The sequence below is a fragment of the uncultured Mucilaginibacter sp. genome, assembly GCF_913773635.1.
Classification (GTDB): Bacteria; Bacteroidota; Bacteroidia; order Sphingobacteriales; family Sphingobacteriaceae; genus Mucilaginibacter.
Genome location: NZ_CAJYGQ010000003.1, coordinates 353,638 through 370,005, shown reverse-complemented (window position 1 = coordinate 370,005; position 16,368 = coordinate 353,638). Strand labels below are relative to the sequence as shown.

Below are 16,368 nucleotides of genomic sequence, written 5' to 3'. Positions count from 1 at the left end.
TTTTTGTAATTAACACGTTACAACACGTATATAATTTTAACATTTATTAACATATCATATAATTTCATGACAACTTTGTACAACAATTGGCCGCTTGATGAATAATTTGCAATTATTTTGAAAAAACATTTTGCAATCAAACTAGAAAGTGTTACTTTTACACCGTATTCAAAAGATACACAAAAAAGTCTTCTCATAATTTAGGTTTATAATTGGTTAGTAAAAGCTCCTGCCCATCAGGAGCTTTGCTTTTATACAAACATTTCAAAAGCGCTTACCACCTCTCTTTTTTAAATACAACTATTAAGCAATAACTTCATACTTTTACAACATCTGATGAAAAACTCTTTTTTGAGTAGCCCTGTTACACCACCTTGATTAGTAATTAGCCAATCACTTCTCCTTACTACATAAGGAACAATTATTCATTCAATTACTATTTTTTACAGGCTACTATACTAAAATTGATATAGCCTCACAACATAAATATCTTATGGCTGCTCTATTTCGCTTATTTGATTTTTCACAAAAAGTTAATTATAAAAATGAGGTTTTGGCTGGTTTAACCGTAGCCATGACCATGATGCCCGAATCTTTATCATTTGCAATACTTGCAGGTTTTCCACCATTGGTAGGATTGTATGCTGCTTTTATTATGGGTTTGGTAACTGCCGTATTAGGCGGAAGGCCCGGACTAATATCGGGCGGGGCAGGTGCTACTGTAATTGTGCTTATTGCACTTATGAAATCGCACGGTATTGAATACGTATTTGCAGCCGTTGCGCTGGCTGGTGTATTACAAATTACGGTTGGTATTTTTAAACTAGGCAAATTTGTACGCCTCGTGCCTCAACCGGTTATGTATGGCTTTGTAAACGGACTGGCAGTAATAATTTTCACTGCCCAATTTGAACAATTTAAAACCATAGTAAACGGACAATCAGCATGGTTGAGCGGTACACCGCTTTTAATTATGAGTGGTTTGGTTGCGCTCACCATTGCCATAATTATTATACTGCCGCGCTTTACTAAAGCTGTACCGCCATCGTTAGTAGCAATAATTATAATTTACGTTATTGTTTTAGTATTAGGTATACCAACTAAAACCGTTAAAGACATCGCTGCCGTAAGCGGAGGCTTCCCCCCGTTTCATATACCGGCTATACCTTTTAGTTTAGATACGCTTAAACTCATATTTCCTTACTCTCTTATTATGGCGGGCGTAGGTTTAACCGAAGGCCTGCTCACCTTAAACCTTGTTGATGAAATGACAGCAACGCGTGGCAACAGCAACCGCGAGTGTGTAGCACAAGGCACGGCTAACATATTCAACGGTTTCTTTTTTGGCATGGGTGGCTGCCCTATGATTGCGCAAACACTGGTTAACCTATCGGCGGGGTCACGTGCAAGGCTTTCGGGCATCATAGCTGCCTTAACAATTTTGTGCATTATACTTTTTGGAGCGCCTGTTATTGAGCGGGTACCCATGGCCGCATTAACGGGAGTAATGATCATGGTAGCCATTGGCACATTTGAGTGGGCAAGCTTCAGAGTGATTAATAAAATGCCAAGGCAAGATGTATTTGTTGGGATTTTAGTAGCGCTCATAACCATTTGGCTGCATAATCTTGCACTGGCAGTGCTTATAGGCGTAATAATTTCGGCGCTGGTTTTTGCCTGGGAAAGTGCAAAACGTATTAGAGCTCGTAAGTATGTAGATGAGCAGGGCACTAAACATTACGAAATTTACGGACCACTCTTTTTTGGATCAATTTCAGCCTTTAATGAAAAGTTTGATGTAAATGGCGACCCCGTAAACACCATCATCAGCTTTAAAGATAGTCGGGTTGCAGACATGTCGGCAATAGATGCGCTTAACAAGTTAACCGAGCGCTACCACCAGGCTGGTAAAAAACTTCAACTTCAGCACTTAAGTGCCGACTGCCGTAAGTTGCTTAAAAACGCAGATGATGTTATTGAAGTGAACATTATTGATGACCCTGAATATACCGTAGCCACTGAAAGATAATTTGTTGCAGTCATTTTTATATGGATGGTGCACTTTATTCAGCACCATCCATATAAATGCTTTTGTGTAAATGTGGTTAACTTATTTGCCTGTATATACTAGGCAGGTTACGGCCAAGCTCATTATAATCAAGACCATAACCTACTACAAATTCATTCTCAATTTCAAAGCCAACGTAGCGCAGCTCCTCTATCGATGTTTCGAGCTTGGCAGGCTTCAACAGTAATGAACACACCCGTACCGAGGCAGGGCTATAAAGCTTTAATTTCTCAATTAAATATGCCAACGTGTTGCCGGTATCAACAATATCTTCAACAATGATCACATGTCGTCCGCTTATATCAACACTTATATCAATATCTTCACGAATTTTATGTGTAGAGCTGGTGCCTCCAAAGTAAGAAGCAAGTTTGGTAAATGTAACTTCGCACGGAATGTTTACCTGCTTAATGAGGTCAGAAATAAACATAAAGCTACCGCTTAAAACACCAATAAATATAGGTGAGCGGTCGGCATAGTCGGCGTTCAATTGCTCGCTCATTAAATTTATGCGTTTGGCAATAGCATCGGCTTCAATTAGCGGTTCAAATGTGAGGTCGGCAATTTTCATCATGCTCAATTTTATTAACAGAAATAATGGTAAATGTAAATTTAACTATAAAAAGTATTACATTTTATACACAATAATACGCAATAGCCCGCTATTCACACTATCGGCTACTGATAATATTTAGCGTATCTTTGTCCCTCCATGATAGATTACCAGGTACATACACTTGGCAATGGCATAAGACTATTGTTCAAGCACGCACCATCAAATATAACCCACACCTGCTTTATTGTAAATGCCGGTGCCCGCGATGAAAGCCCGGGCAAAGATGGCCTTGCGCACTTCATTGAACATTTGTTGTTTAAGCAAACTGAGCGTCGTAATACCAATCAAATTTTGAACAGGCTCGAACTGGTTGGCGCCGATTTAAATGCCTACACCACCAAAGAGTACACCTGTATACATGCCTCATTGCTTAAAGAGCATCTTGAACGCACCATTGATTTATTCGAAGACATTCTTTTTCACTCTACTTTTCCTGAAGAGGAGCTTACTAAGGAGCGAAGTGTTATTTTGGATGAGATTGCATCGTACCAGGACCAGCCTGAAGAAGCCATTCAGGATGATTTTGAAAGCTATCTTTTTAACGGCCACCCACTTGGCAATAACATATTGGGTACCGAAGATACTGTACAGAGCTTAACCCGCCCCGACATTGATAACTTTACCGCTGCCAACTATAATACACATGAAATGGTATTTGCCGTAACCGGCGACTATAGTTTTAATAAGCTTGTAAAACTTACCGAAAAATACTTCGGCAGTATCAAAGAAAACAAGGCTGTAAAAAACCGCGTTGCTCCCGGCGCACCTCAAAGCCAGCTTATAAAAGTTCAAAAGCCTATTTCACAGCTGCATGGCATTATTGGCAACGTGGCATTCAGTTCATCTCATCCGCATAAAAGCGGTTTATTGCTGGTAAACAACCTGCTTGGAGGCATGGGCATGAGCAGTCGGCTTAACCTTGAAATACGCGAGAAATACGGTATTGCTTACACTATCGAATCAAACTATACACCGTTTACCGATACAGGCATATTTACCATATACTTTGGCACAGACGAAGAAAAGGCAGGCAAAGCCTTAAAGCTAATACACAAAGAACTTAGAAAATTGCGCGAAAATAAACTGGGCACCCTACAATTGCATCAAGCCAGGCAAAAGTTTATAGGGCAAATTGCGCTTGCTGAAGAAAACCGCCTGAGCCTTATTATATCAATGGCAAAAAGCCTTATTGACTTTAATTGCATTGATACCCTGCAACAGGTATTTGATAAAATAAATGCAGTGACTGCCGAGCAAATTTTAGAGATAAGCAACCAGATTTTTGATGAGCAAAGCCTGCTTACCCTATTGTTTGAGCCCAAAGATTAATATTAGCTATTGCCTTTCGGGCGGGCAGGCCTCTGCTCCTATCTTGTAACCGTCTTTGGTAAACAAGAAGCTCATGGGGTTTTCCGGATCCTTAATAATTTCAAGAAGAATAAATCCCCAGCGCTTCCAAAAGTTTTCTAATACCTGTCCGTACGTTTTATTTTGCCAATCATCAAAAACAGGCCGGCCGCTTGTGCCTCTTAAGGCATTGGCTTCTATAAAAATCTCGTTGCCAATGGGCATTATTTCATACTCGGGTAAACGGTTGAATAAAAATGCCGAGTAAAATATCTTTGCACATACTTCCTCAAATTGAATGGGATGCAACGTATCATTCTCAATTTTGCTAATTAGTTCCTGATGATAACGACGATTAGCTCCATTATCCTGCAGGCATATAACTAAGCCGAAATTTTGTATACGTAATGAAAAGGTAAGTGTATTGATTTCGTCGCGATACGAAAACTCGTTCTCAGGGTTATCAACCTTGAACAAAAACAGGCTATACGGGCTAAAACCATCAAATTCGATAGGCTGATTAAGGCTTTGCAGCATTAAGTGCAGGTGACTAAACTTGTGCTTTAACCCTTCCGATAAATGAAAGGATTCACCCTGCGCGTGTTGTTGCCTTATACCGGCCTGCAACTCGTTAAAAATAATACCGTAAAGTAATTTGCCTGCCCATTGAAATAGTTTTAATGGCTCTAACTCTTTAACAGCGTCGTATCCGGCCAAAAAAGCCGTTTCAATTTCACTTTCAAGAGGTGCAATGTATTGCTCATTAACAGCCGACGAGCATGGCAACTTTAAATCTTTATAACCTGTGTAGCTTTCATCCAGCAGCTTTATTACCTTATCTTCAAGATGATACCGCGTCATAAGCCAGGTTGGAAAAACCTGAATCTTTTCTTCCTCAGATGTTAACGGTTGCCCGGTTAAAAAACAATTGCGGTTACTAAAACTAAAGCGCTCAAACGGGTTATATAAATTTGCCGGCATGTTGCAAAGATACGCACCGCACCTAAATCATCATTTATAACCAGTAGATGTAATATGTATAAATTGTAAAATGATTAGTTTAGATAACATGATAATCACTTATAAGCCTTTTGAGCTACTGCTGAAACACCGTTTTACAATAGCTCATTTTTCGCGTACGTATACCCCAATCATGCTTGTTAACATAAATTATGAAGGACATACCGGATACGGCGAGGCGTCTATGGTTCCGTATTTGGGCGAAAGCATAGAATCGGCTACGGCATTTTTGAAAAGTATTGATACTTCAAAACTAACTTTTCCATTCGATTACAATAAGATTACTGCTTATCTTGACAGCATTGCACCTGGCAACCCAGCTATAAAGGCAGCTGTTGACATTGCGTTGCATGATATTGAAGGTAAGCTTTTAAATAAACCCTGCTGGCAATTATTAGGAAGCAACGCCCAAACAATGCCTGTTACAAGCATAACTATTGGCATTGACAAACCCGAGATACTATTGCAAAAAGTAGAGGAAGCTGCAGGCCTAAAGGTAATTAAAGTGAAGTTAAGCGGCGAGGCAGATAAAGTGCTTATTAAAACGGTACGCTCGGTTACTGATGTACCCTTATATGTTGACGCCAACCAGGGCTGGACAAACCGTGAGGCAAGCCTTGATATGGTGCACTGGTTATTTGAACAGGGCGTAAAGCTTATTGAGCAGCCTTTTGCAAAAACAGATTTGCACAGCAATGCCTGGCTTACCCAGCGAAGCCCCATACCAATAATTGGCGATGAAGCTGTACAACGCCTGCCTGATGTTGAACTAGCTGAGGGTATATACCATGGAGTTAATGTAAAACTGATGAAATCGACCGGAATGCATGAGGCAAAACTCATGATAGATAAAGCCCGTAAATTAAATATGAAAGTTTTGATTGGCTGTATGAGCGAAACCAGTTGTGCCACCCTTGCCGCTGCCGCTTTGGCCCCGCAATGTGATTGGGTTGACTTGGATGGCCCGCTTCTGACCAGTAATAACCCATTTGAAAATCCGGTTATGTTTGACGGCAAATGGGCATTGAGCAACGCACCTGGTTTAGGAGTACAACTACCTGTTGCTTAATTAGTTTACTTTGTATAAATTGCAGCCATTATAAACCAATTATAAACTTTTATTTTATGCGCAGCGGACTAACCTTTAAAAGGATAGTTACAGCCTTAATTATAGTTTTGCTTATATCAGTGTTAAAAAACTGGAAAGATGTAAAGCGAGGCTTTATTGATGGCGTTAACGATGGTAGAGCTCATACTGCCAAAACCAGGTAAACTATCACTTACAGCAATTGTAAGCTTCAAAAAAAGGGTGACAAAGCAACAGGATGAGTTTTGTTGCTTTGCCACCTTTTTAATTATCTATTTCTTTGATGCAGGCTTTTGCATGGCACGCACTTCTTTCATAAGCGTGATTTTAAGCAGAAAAAATATAATGCCAACAAAAGCACCGCCTACAATAAACTCCCAGCGCCCGTGGGTAACGCCCCAGTATATGGTGTACAGGCTTATTAAAATGCCAATAGTATACAGTACGTTTAACAGAAGCTTAAAGGCCATATTAATAAACGCTTATAGTAGGATCAATTTCCTGTTGCCAGGCAAGTATACCGCCCTTTAAATTATACAGGTTTTCATAACCTTGTTGCTCCAATTGCATAACAGCCATAGCGCTACGCTTTCCACTACGGCACATAATTACAACAGGTTTATCTTTGCTTATCTTATCAGCTTCAATAACAACGCCGCTTAACGGAATATTATCGCCCTCAAGGTTCGACATCTGGTATTCAAAGTCTTCACGCACGTCGATCAGTTGAAAATCTTCGCCGTTTTCTTTCATCCTTTTCAGGTCTTCTACAGTAACTTCTTTCATGGGTGCCAAATTTGAGGTCAAAGGTATAGTTTTAAATCCTAAAAATTCAGTCGTAAAAGTGTAACATTCAGCAGCCAGCGGCGTTTCACATATATTTACAGCACAATTTTTGTACATTAGTTATAGATGAGAAAAGTAACCCGTTTTTTTTGGTTCTGTTCGGGAGCGCATATTGAAACCCTTAAAAAGTATCCCATTGAGCACAACAGGTACTTTGGTATAGGAGCCACTATTTTCTTTACGGCTTTATTTGCTTCTTTGTCGGGTGGTTATGCTATGTACTTTGTGTTTAGCGGTAACACCTTTGCTACCATATTCGCGTTGCTTTTTGGTGTTATGTGGGGGCTGGCCATTTTTAACATGGACCGCTACATTGTATCGAGCATAAATAAGCAAGGCAGTACCAACCAGCAGCTTTTACAAGCCACCCCGCGTATATTACTAGCCATTATGATTGGTATGGTTATTTCTCGTCCGCTGGAGCTTAAAATATTTGACAAAGAAATAAGAAGTAAACTGAAAGAGGCCTACATAAAAGGGCAAAACCGTAAAATTGATACGCTGCAAAAAACATACTCGCAAAAGTATGCTATGGAGCTAAACAAAAATACAGACCTTAAAAAGGAAAAAGACTCTTTGGAGCGTGATATTAACCGTTCACGTGTGCAGCTTAACCAGGAAGTTTTTGGCGATAAAACCAACCAAACATCAGGCATTACAGGTTACGGCACTTATGCAAAGCAAAAAGAAGCCGTTTTGCAGGAAAAGGAGGCACGGTTAAAAACTGTTACAGAAGATTTGGGACGCATGGAACAATACCTGGGCCAGCGTAAAGATTTTGAAGGCTTAAGTAATACCAGATTGTTTAACAACAAGCAATTGGACAGCCTGGCTGATATTGCCGGTTTTGCCGATCGTAACTGGGCGCTTGGCCAATTATCATTCAGGCAGGATGGTACCCGCGACTTGGACACTTATATGGCGCAGTCATTTATTGGCTACCTATTTATATTGTTTGAATGCTTACCTGTATTTGTAAAATTAATGAGCCCTAAAGGCCCTTATGATGTTGCCGTTGCACGTCTTGCCGAAGCTAATATTCATTACGCCGAACGTGATAAAGACCGCGAAATACTGGTAACAGACGAGGTGTTTGATCACCAGGTTGGGGCAGATATCAACAAGAAGAAAAAGATAATTTCGGCGCAATCTGACTATGACCTCGAGAGGCATAATTACGATTAAAAATATGACTAAATAAAAAACGGCTAAGGAATACTTAGCCGTTTTTTTGTGCTTAAACCATAGTATGTCTAAGCTAATATTTTAAATTGAAGTTATGCCTTTTTAACCTTTACAGCGTTTAAGCCTTTCGGGCCTTTTTCCACCTCAAACGTTACTTTATCACCTTCTTTTATTTGTTCAATTATACCATTAATGTGAACAAATACGCTTTCCTGTGATTGTGCATCGCGTATAAAGCCGTAACCTTTTCCATCATTGAAAAACGATACCTTTCCCGTTCTCACTATATCAACCGGAATATCTTCCTGCTTAGGAGTTCCTATTCTGATTTCGTCAGATGATATAGCTTTTCTCTTAGTCGGATCTGGTGGAGTTGATGTGATGTTGCCATTCTCATCTACATAAGCCATCATATCTTCCAGGCCTCTTCCCTTTACCGCATTTGCTTTACGCTCTTCTGCCTTTTCACGCTTATCGCGTTGTTTTTTTAATCTCTTTTTTTCGTTTTCTTTTTTACTGAATGTTTCTGCCGATCTACCCATATTTTACTTAAATGATGAATAAGCTTCTGAATTTTTCAAAAGCTGTTGCCCCCCGTCCTTTACCGGTGAGATTTTTTATTTTGTGTGAAGTATTTAAAAAAGTACTTGTTTCATTAACAAAAAAGCTGCTTCAAAACTTATTTTGCCAACTAAGGACAACCTGTTTGCTAAAGTTATCCTATCAACATTACGCACCCGGTTGATGTAAGTGATGTATAAAGATTTATGCTATAAATGGCTACACAATTGTTAATATTTGTGACAAGCAAGAAATAGCCAGGTGCCTTTATTTAAGATATGAGTACAAGATACGAATTTATTTTGGAACGTTATACTCTTGGTAAAATTACTTAAATAAAACCTAACATTTATGACATTTTAGAAACCTTACCAACCACAAAGGGTCAGCATTTTGAAAATACCGACCCTTAGCAGTAATATTTTAAACTTATTGAGGTTATTTGGCTAAACGGTAAACTTCGCTTCCGGCCAAAAGAAAACATCCTAAACCATAATCTTCAAAATCAGGGATATGATCATAGCTTACTGGTTGTCCGTCTTTAGGCTCTTTACCCGTACCCTGTACATAGCCTAACATACCATCAGGGTGTATACATTCTTTGCTCATGGCATTCCATGCTTTTGTTATTACAGGGAGATATTTCTTTTTACTGATGATACCATTTTTTACTCCCCATGCCATGCCATAAGTAAACAAAGCTGTACCGGTAAGCTCTTTACCACCATAATTGGCAGGGTCCATTAAACTAACGTTCCAGTAGCCATCGGCGCGTTGTAATGGCACTAAGGCCTCAAGCATATCTTTCAGCATGGTTACATACTCTTGGCGATGAGGGGCGCTTTTAGGCATTACTTCAAGTACACGCACCATGGCCGCTACAACCCATCCATTACCACGAGACCAGTAGCAATTTGCGCCGTTAGGTTCTTTATAAGGTGGCACAAAATCCTTATCTCTCCACCAAAGCTTCTCAGCCGAATTATAAAGTCCGTTGCCACCGTGCTTGGTTTTTGAGTAATTATAAATTTCGTACATACGCTCGTAGTAACGGTTGTCTTTATATATGGTGCCTAATTTGGCAAATACAGGCATTGCCATTTGCAAAGCATCTATCCAGTGCCAGTCATCAATTTTCTCACCGGTCATCATCTTGTCGATGTTTTGCTTAGTAGGCTCAATGTACTCCGCCTTTTTATCCAGCTCATATAGTTCAAGGTAAGTTTGGCTGCAGCACTGGTTATCGGCATTGCGGGTGTTTAATCCATCGCGTGGCTCCCACTTATGATGATTTGACCAGTCTAATGCATACTTCAGATATTGCTGCTGCTTGCTGATTTTATACAATGCCATTAGGCCTTCATAATAAACAGCGCGTGTCCATAAATTACTTGTACGTACCCGGCCAACGTTGGTAACAGCACCCGGATCGGGCCATTTTTTCATAAAGTACTGATTGGCCAAAGCCATATCAATTACTACTTTATTTTTTGACGGCAGCTTTTGCGCTTCAGCGCCTTTAAAAGGAGCTACCAGCATTAAACCTGCGATTATTGCCAGAACGGAAAACTTACTCTTCAGCATATTTATAGTTTATATATTCATTTTTGTTGGGGCCACAAACGCTACCCGTTCTTAACAGCAGCAAGGCAGCCACATACTTGCCGGTCATTTAGGCCAAGACAGTGCTATATTATCAGTGATAGCGAATGTACATTCCACCCCTCTCCAGGTAACACCAACCGCCTATTTAATACAAATAAAAATGAAAGCAGAGGTTTACCTATAACCAGTTATATACAATGACGCTTTAAACAGGCTTTACCCTTGCTTTAACAGGAAATTTAAACGCGGGAAGTTACTTGTTAAGATAACGACTTAAACCAAAACCCTTTGCCTGCTTTATACCCATAGCTACCAATTTGGCATTTAAAACAGCTCCGGCTTCAATGGTATGTGTATGATCTTTATCATTAAAATAGGTTGCTTTAACTTTTGCTTCTCCTTCGGCGTCGTATTTATCCGCTACTAATGTATTCAGATCAATAAACGTTGCTCCTGCCTGTCTAGCCGCTTCGGCAGCCCATTTGCCGTAATCATTAGTACTGCGTACTACTTTACCGTCTTTCCAGCTGTTACGCGGAATAAGTGAACAAACTGCTACAGCAGCACCTTTGGCTTTTGCTTCGGCAATCATTTTACGCAAATACCAGCCATAGCTATGTATAACTTCTGTTTTTTTGGTAAGTGGGTTATATAGTTCTTGCTGCTCGTCGCCGTTACTTTTAATGGTGCCGCGCGCGCGTGACGAATCTACCAGCGGGCTGGAATCATTATGCCCGAACTGCATAATCACGTAGTCGCCCGGTTTAATTTTTTCGGCTACTTTGTTCCACCAACCCTGTGTTTGAAATGTACGGCTGCTGGTTCCGCCCAGGGCATCATTTTCCACGGTAATTTTTGTGGTATCAAAGTGGTTGGCCAAATAGCTGCCCCATCCCCATAAACCACCATCACCTTTCCCTTTACCATTTTTTACGGTAGAGTCGCCAACGAGGTATAACGTTGGTTTAGGTTTTATAATGAACGAAAATAATGCACCTGCTGCTGTAATAACAACTAATGCAAAAAGTACAGACCGGGTATATTTGTTAAGCATATTACTTTTTTAAATATTTATTTAACGTAATCGATTTATTGGCTTTGATACCTTCTACCACAGATTGGGCGTTTACAGTAGCACCTGCCTTATTGGTATGGGTATGATCGCCGGGAAAAAATTTCTTAACAGAATCAGCTCCCCACTTATCATACTTATCGGCCGATATGCTGTTCAGATTAACAAAGGCAACGTTCTCTTGCTGAGCAACCTCTTTAGCCCATTTGCCGTAACTGCTATCGGCACGAAGCACTTTGCCATCTTTAAACTGGTTGCGTGGTATCATTGACAGTACAATAGGTGTAGCTCCTTTAGCCTTTGTTTCACGAATAAACTTGCGCAAATACCAACCGTATGTATGAACGGTTTCCTTAACACCATCTTTCCAGGTAAGTTCAACAGTTTCATTGCCGGTACCGCGCAATACGCCTCTGTAGCCGGCCTTATTGGTATCAGGCTTACTACCCTCGTTATGGCCAAATTGCATCAACACGTAGTCGCCTGGTTTTAACATGGAATCAACTGTATGCCAGCGATTTTCCTTAATAAAGGTACGTGTGCTGCGACCGGCCATGGCTTGGTTATTTACGCTGATTCTATTTTCATCGAAAAAGCTTCCTAAAATTGAGCCCCAACCCCACTGCACTTTATCGTTGTTATGCACGGTTGAATCGCCGATTAAATAAATAACCGGCTTAGACGGCTGCCTGAAAGCCTGCGCTATAACAAGAACCACAAATGCACAAATAGCAAGTTTTAATATCTTTTTCATTTAAGCTTATTGGATTGATTTGAAACTACTTAGTTTAAATATGGTTTATTAAGGTATAACTAATTGGGTACCATCATCGGCGAAGACAGTACTGTTATTCCATTTATTACGGGCTTTCTCATTTAAGCATGCTTGAGTGTGTCTTTAGAAAAGTAGAAGACCTTTGCCAATTATTGATTAATTACCATCGGGTTTGATAGATGAGTTTTTTGGACTTAACGGCCAGTTAAAGGCATCGGGAGCATCAGGCTTTTTGGGCTCAAAACCAGGCATATCTACCAGGTATTTCTTTAATTTTAAGTTACTTGCCTTAATACCCTGAACCACGCACTTTGCTAATTCATATGCCCCGTAAGGGTTGTAATGCGTATTATCTTCAAGTGGCTTTGTTTGCCCCGGGAAGGTATTTGCAGGGTAATGTACAAATCCTTTTTTTGATGGCTCAACACCCCATGCATCATAAAGGGTGGTTGTCATGGCGTTTAAGTCAATCAGAGTAACACCCTCCTCTTTAGCCACCTTACGTGCCGCAGCAGGATAATCGCCCAGCGTATTTACGGTTTTACCGTTTGCATCAAATGAGCGACGCGCTGTTGAAGTTACAACAACAGGGATAGCGCCTTTTTGACGTGTGCGGCTAATGAATGTTTTTAAACGTTCGGTGTATGATTTATATGCACCATCATTGGGCCCTTTTTCTTTTTGATCATTATGGCCAAACTCAATGAATAAATAATCGCCGGGTTTAATAAGGCTCATTACTTTGTCTAACCGTTTGCTGCCCATAAAACTGCCCAGCGTTAAACCCGATTCGGCATGATTAGCAACAGCTACCCCTGGTTTAAAAAATCTTGGAATCATTTGTCCCCATGCGGCCCAAGGTTCGTCATCCTGATCAACCACGGTAGAGTTACCGGCAAGAAAAACGGTTATTTGATTATTGACTTTTTCAATTTGCAATGCTTTAATAGCTGGAATCTGGTCAAATTCAAGCGTTAGCTTATCATCCCAGTCAAGTTTGCCATTTTCACGGGGTTTAAGACTTACCCTGCTGCTATCGCCAATCTGAGGTTTACGTACATTGACGATAAAGCTTACAGTTTTATTCTCACCCGGCTTAGTAGCTATGTTTTCGAGCATTAACCTGCGCGATTCGGCCTTAACCGTTGTTAGGCTTGCATCGTTTCCGCCCAATATTAAAGTTACCTTGTAGTTTCCCTCGGGCACGGCCACCGAGAAATAAAAGGGCTGATTGGAAGTAATGTAATCACCTTTCTTGTCCTTGCCATTAATTGCCTGTGCGCTGGTTTCAAAATCAAAACCATACGTACCGTCAAATTTGTAATCTGCGGCAACCTGGGTATAACCTGCAGCCTTTTGCTGCCGGTTAAAGCTAAACTTGTATGATGATGTTTGAGCCCACGCAATACTTACGCCCATAACGAAGAACGTTAACAAAAACATAAAGCGTATGTATAGCGGTTTAAGCTTCATTATTACAATACTTAGATTTATACAAAATGGATGGCAGGCATTAGCCGCCGGTAATTGGCTTGGGTCAAATTTATTTTACCTGCAAAGCAAACGTATCCTGTACCATCCTGAAAAGGGCACATAATTGTAGCTGTTGCCGTGTTTATAACAGCAATAATACATTAACGCAAGGAGATCATTCAACCAACGGTTTTAATACCTTACCACAAAAACTTCACAGCTAGGTTTTGAAGCATTAGATAAATCGCCGTTACTTTATAGCTTTCAGTTTATCAAGTTCGGCTTGGGTTACTTTGAATATTGTTCCATGACGTATACCCGATGGTAGATTAATGCTATCAGATATGTCTTTCCAATTTTTTAAATCGGTTGATGATACCGCGCCATATTTGTGATTGCGGTACTTGTCAAAATAAACAATCCACTCATTTCCCTTTTGCAATGCTGTTGGCCCTTCTGCCCAATAATTTCCGGTTATTTTATCACCATCCTGTTTGTAAGGACCGGTTATTTTATTGGCGTAAGCTATCTTAATGTTTTTTTGCTCAGGCTTTAGGCGCTCATCTTTAAAAAACATAACGTACTTTTTGCCGTATGGAACTATTGTAGCATCAATTACATTAAAGCCCGGCTCGTAAAGCAGCTTTACATCGCTGAAAGTTTTAAAATCTTTGGTAAGGGTATAATACATACGATGATTATAACCGGCTTCTACCGTTGTATCGGTAGCATAGCGCCCTTTGATAGTGGTTGCCCAGTAAATCATATACTGCTTATTTTTGGCATCATAGGTAATTTCAGGTGCCCATGAGTTACGCGCACCATCTTCTTTGGCCATAACCGGAATAAATTGCTGGTTAGACCAATTAATAAGATCTTTTGAATTGGCGTAGCCAATACCTTTATCGGCCCAGCTTACCGTCCATACCATATGGAATAAACCGTCGGCACCGCGTATAATGCAAGGGTCGCGCATGAGGCGATCTTTGGCTACTGCCGGTTTCAAAAACGAACTGTCGTTTTTAAGTGCTGCCCACTGCAGGCCGTCATTACTGTAAGCCAGGTGCAGGCCATCTGCACTATTGCCTTTAAAGTAGCAAAAAATATAAGCGTCATTACTTTGTGCCATAAGGTTAAACGCCGAAAGCAGCAGCAATAATAAAAGGTACAAGCTTCTCATGTAAAGTTTTGTTTGGTTAGCTTTCAAAGGTAGTGAGATTAGGCAAAGCCCAAAAAGTTTAACTGTCCTACACTGTCTGCCTTAATAAGGCACTTTAAGTATATTTAATTTTAATTTGCGAAGGGCGCAAAATGCCCTTGTAAACCAACCATAAATCAACATTTTTTGTAATGAAAGCATTTAAAGCCACATTACTGCTGTGCAGTGGTTTAGCAGCCTGCAACTTTGCATTTGCCCAAAAAGTAAATGATGTAGTAACCCCGTTGCATGCCATGAAGGTTAATTACCCTACGCCTTATGATATTACTACACCTGAACAGGTTAAACAAACCCTCGACCGTATACTCAATTATTTAGATAAAAACACACCGCCACAATTGGTAAAGCGCGGCACCAATCAGCCGATTGCACTTAATGCCATTGACACCAATACCACATTTAAACCGGGCGATTTTAGGCTTACAAGCTACGAGTGGGGCGTTACTTACGCAGGCATGCTTTTAGCCGGGCAAGCTACGGGCGACACCCGCTACACAGCCTATACCCAAACGCGCCTTAATTTTTTAGCCGACGCTATTGCGGCATTTAAAAAAACCGGAAAAACGGTAGCGCGTCGTAATCCGCTACATTCTGTGATGGAACCTGGCGCACTTGATGATTGTGGAGCTCTATGCGCTGCAACGGTTAAAACAATTGGTACAGCGGGAGCATCGGCCAACTTACGCCCTATGGCCGATAACTTTATAAACTTTGTGAGTAACAAGCAGCAGCGCTTTAATGATGGTACCCTGGCCCGCAACAGGCCGTTAAAAAACACGCTATGGCTTGATGATATGTTTATGAGCGTACCTGCCATCGCGCAATTTGGCAAGTTAACCGGCAATAGTAAGTATTACGATGACGCCGTGAAACAGGTATTACAATTTAGCAAGCGCATGTTTAATAACGAAAAAAACGTTTACATGCATGGCTGGGTACAAGAAATGGATGTGCATCCGCAATTTCACTGGGGGCGCGCAAATGGCTGGGCTTTTATGGCCATGACCGAACTTTTGGATGTGCTACCGCAAAGCCATCCGGGTTATGCTGCTGTTTTACAGCAGTATCAGTCATTGGCTAAAGGATTGGTATCTTACCAGTCGGGTACAGGGTTTTGGCACCAGTTACTTGACCGTAATGACAGTTACCTTGAAACATCAGCTACGGCAATTTATGCTTACTGCCTGGCACGGGGTATAAACAACAGATGGCTTAACGGCCGCGCTTATGGCCCAGCAGCGTTACTTGCCTGGAATGCTACTGCTACCAAGGTAAACACACAAGGGCAGGTTGAGGGTGTTTGTGTTGGAACAGGCATGGCTTTTGACCCGGCGTTTTACTACTATAGGCCTGTAAACGTATACGCAGCACATGGCTATGGCCCGGCGTTACTTGCAGGTGCAGAAATCATTAATTTACTTAAAAACCACACCTTTGAAGTTAATGACAGCGCTGTAATGATGAAAAACTAAAAAACAGCTTAAAATAAGAAAG

At 40.7% G+C, this 16,368-nt stretch carries 16 protein-coding genes; 6 read left to right on the top strand and 10 right to left on the bottom strand.

Translation table 11 applies throughout. The annotated features are described in order from the left end of the window. The first annotated feature begins 493 nt into the window (after positions 1–493). Entirely contained in the window at positions 494–2,029 is a 1,536-nt protein-coding gene (locus QZ407_RS03030; RefSeq protein WP_295767595.1) for a SulP family inorganic anion transporter, read from the top strand. Positions 2,030–2,105: 76 nt separating this feature from the next. Here the strand turns inward: QZ407_RS03030 and hpt are convergent, their stop codons facing one another. Beyond that, positions 2,106–2,642, bottom strand: coding sequence for a hypoxanthine phosphoribosyltransferase (hpt, locus tag QZ407_RS03025; RefSeq protein WP_295767593.1), 537 nt, complete (start codon positions 2,640–2,642; stop codon positions 2,106–2,108). A gap of 141 nt (positions 2,643–2,783) precedes the next feature. Between hpt and QZ407_RS03020 the strand changes: the two genes are divergently transcribed. Next, complete coding sequence (locus QZ407_RS03020; RefSeq protein ID WP_295767650.1) at positions 2,784–4,013, top strand: pitrilysin family protein; 1,230 nt, start codon at positions 2,784–2,786, stop codon at positions 4,011–4,013. A 6-nt stretch (positions 4,014–4,019) separates the two neighbouring features. Here QZ407_RS03020 and QZ407_RS03015 read toward each other — a convergent pair whose 3' ends face one another. Continuing rightward, entirely contained in the window at positions 4,020–5,012 is a 993-nt protein-coding gene (locus tag QZ407_RS03015; RefSeq protein ID WP_295767591.1) for a hypothetical protein, read from the bottom strand. A gap of 70 nt (positions 5,013–5,082) precedes the next feature. Between QZ407_RS03015 and QZ407_RS03010 the strand changes: the two genes are divergently transcribed. Both QZ407_RS03010 and QZ407_RS03005 read left to right on the top strand, forming a co-directional pair. Further along, positions 5,083–6,120 (top strand): dipeptide epimerase, encoded by a 1,038-nt coding sequence (locus tag QZ407_RS03010; RefSeq protein ID WP_365334518.1) that lies wholly within the window; start codon positions 5,083–5,085, stop codon positions 6,118–6,120. A 56-nt stretch (positions 6,121–6,176) separates the two neighbouring features. Further along, the gene (locus QZ407_RS03005) at positions 6,177–6,323 is read left to right on the top strand and encodes a hypothetical protein (RefSeq protein WP_157540744.1); all 147 of its coding nucleotides are present in this window, start codon (positions 6,177–6,179) and stop codon (positions 6,321–6,323) included. Between the two features lie 87 nt (positions 6,324–6,410). On the opposite strand, the gene QZ407_RS03000 is transcribed toward QZ407_RS03005, so the two are convergent. Both QZ407_RS03000 and QZ407_RS02995 read right to left on the bottom strand, forming a co-directional pair. Further along, positions 6,411–6,608, bottom strand: coding sequence for a DUF6358 family protein (locus QZ407_RS03000; RefSeq protein WP_157540743.1), 198 nt, complete (start codon positions 6,606–6,608; stop codon positions 6,411–6,413). A gap of 1 nt (position 6,609) precedes the next feature. Further along, entirely contained in the window at positions 6,610–6,924 is a 315-nt protein-coding gene (locus QZ407_RS02995) for a rhodanese-like domain-containing protein (protein WP_295767588.1), read from the bottom strand. A 126-nt stretch (positions 6,925–7,050) separates the two neighbouring features. Between QZ407_RS02995 and QZ407_RS02990 the strand changes: the two genes are divergently transcribed. After that, positions 7,051–8,169, top strand: coding sequence for a DUF4407 domain-containing protein (locus QZ407_RS02990; protein WP_295767586.1), 1,119 nt, complete (start codon positions 7,051–7,053; stop codon positions 8,167–8,169). A gap of 92 nt (positions 8,170–8,261) precedes the next feature. Here QZ407_RS02990 and QZ407_RS02985 read toward each other — a convergent pair whose 3' ends face one another. The 6 genes from QZ407_RS02985 to QZ407_RS02960 form a co-directional block, all read right to left on the bottom strand. Then, on the bottom strand, positions 8,262–8,711 hold the full coding sequence (locus QZ407_RS02985) for a cold shock domain-containing protein (protein ID WP_157540740.1): 450 nt from the start codon (positions 8,709–8,711) through the stop codon (positions 8,262–8,264). A gap of 457 nt (positions 8,712–9,168) precedes the next feature. Beyond that, complete coding sequence (locus QZ407_RS02980; RefSeq protein WP_295767585.1) at positions 9,169–10,314, bottom strand: glycoside hydrolase family 88 protein; 1,146 nt, start codon at positions 10,312–10,314, stop codon at positions 9,169–9,171. Between the two features lie 274 nt (positions 10,315–10,588). Continuing rightward, the gene (locus QZ407_RS02975; protein WP_295767584.1) at positions 10,589–11,389 is read right to left on the bottom strand and encodes a GDSL-type esterase/lipase family protein; all 801 of its coding nucleotides are present in this window, start codon (positions 11,387–11,389) and stop codon (positions 10,589–10,591) included. A 1-nt stretch (position 11,390) separates the two neighbouring features. Then, positions 11,391–12,161, bottom strand: coding sequence for a rhamnogalacturonan acetylesterase (locus QZ407_RS02970; RefSeq protein WP_295767583.1), 771 nt, complete (start codon positions 12,159–12,161; stop codon positions 11,391–11,393). Positions 12,162–12,338: 177 nt separating this feature from the next. Then, positions 12,339–13,655: a rhamnogalacturonan acetylesterase gene (locus tag QZ407_RS02965; RefSeq protein ID WP_295767582.1), complete on the bottom strand. Its 1,317-nt coding sequence runs from the start codon at positions 13,653–13,655 to the stop codon at positions 12,339–12,341. Positions 13,656–13,905: 250 nt separating this feature from the next. Further along, positions 13,906–14,835, bottom strand: a complete 930-nt coding sequence (locus QZ407_RS02960) for a glycoside hydrolase family 43 protein (RefSeq protein ID WP_295767581.1) — start codon at positions 14,833–14,835, stop codon at positions 13,906–13,908. A gap of 170 nt (positions 14,836–15,005) precedes the next feature. Between QZ407_RS02960 and QZ407_RS02955 the strand changes: the two genes are divergently transcribed. Continuing rightward, positions 15,006–16,346, top strand: a complete 1,341-nt coding sequence (locus QZ407_RS02955) for a glycoside hydrolase family 88 protein (protein WP_295767579.1) — start codon at positions 15,006–15,008, stop codon at positions 16,344–16,346. Positions 16,347–16,368: the final 22 nt, after the last annotated feature.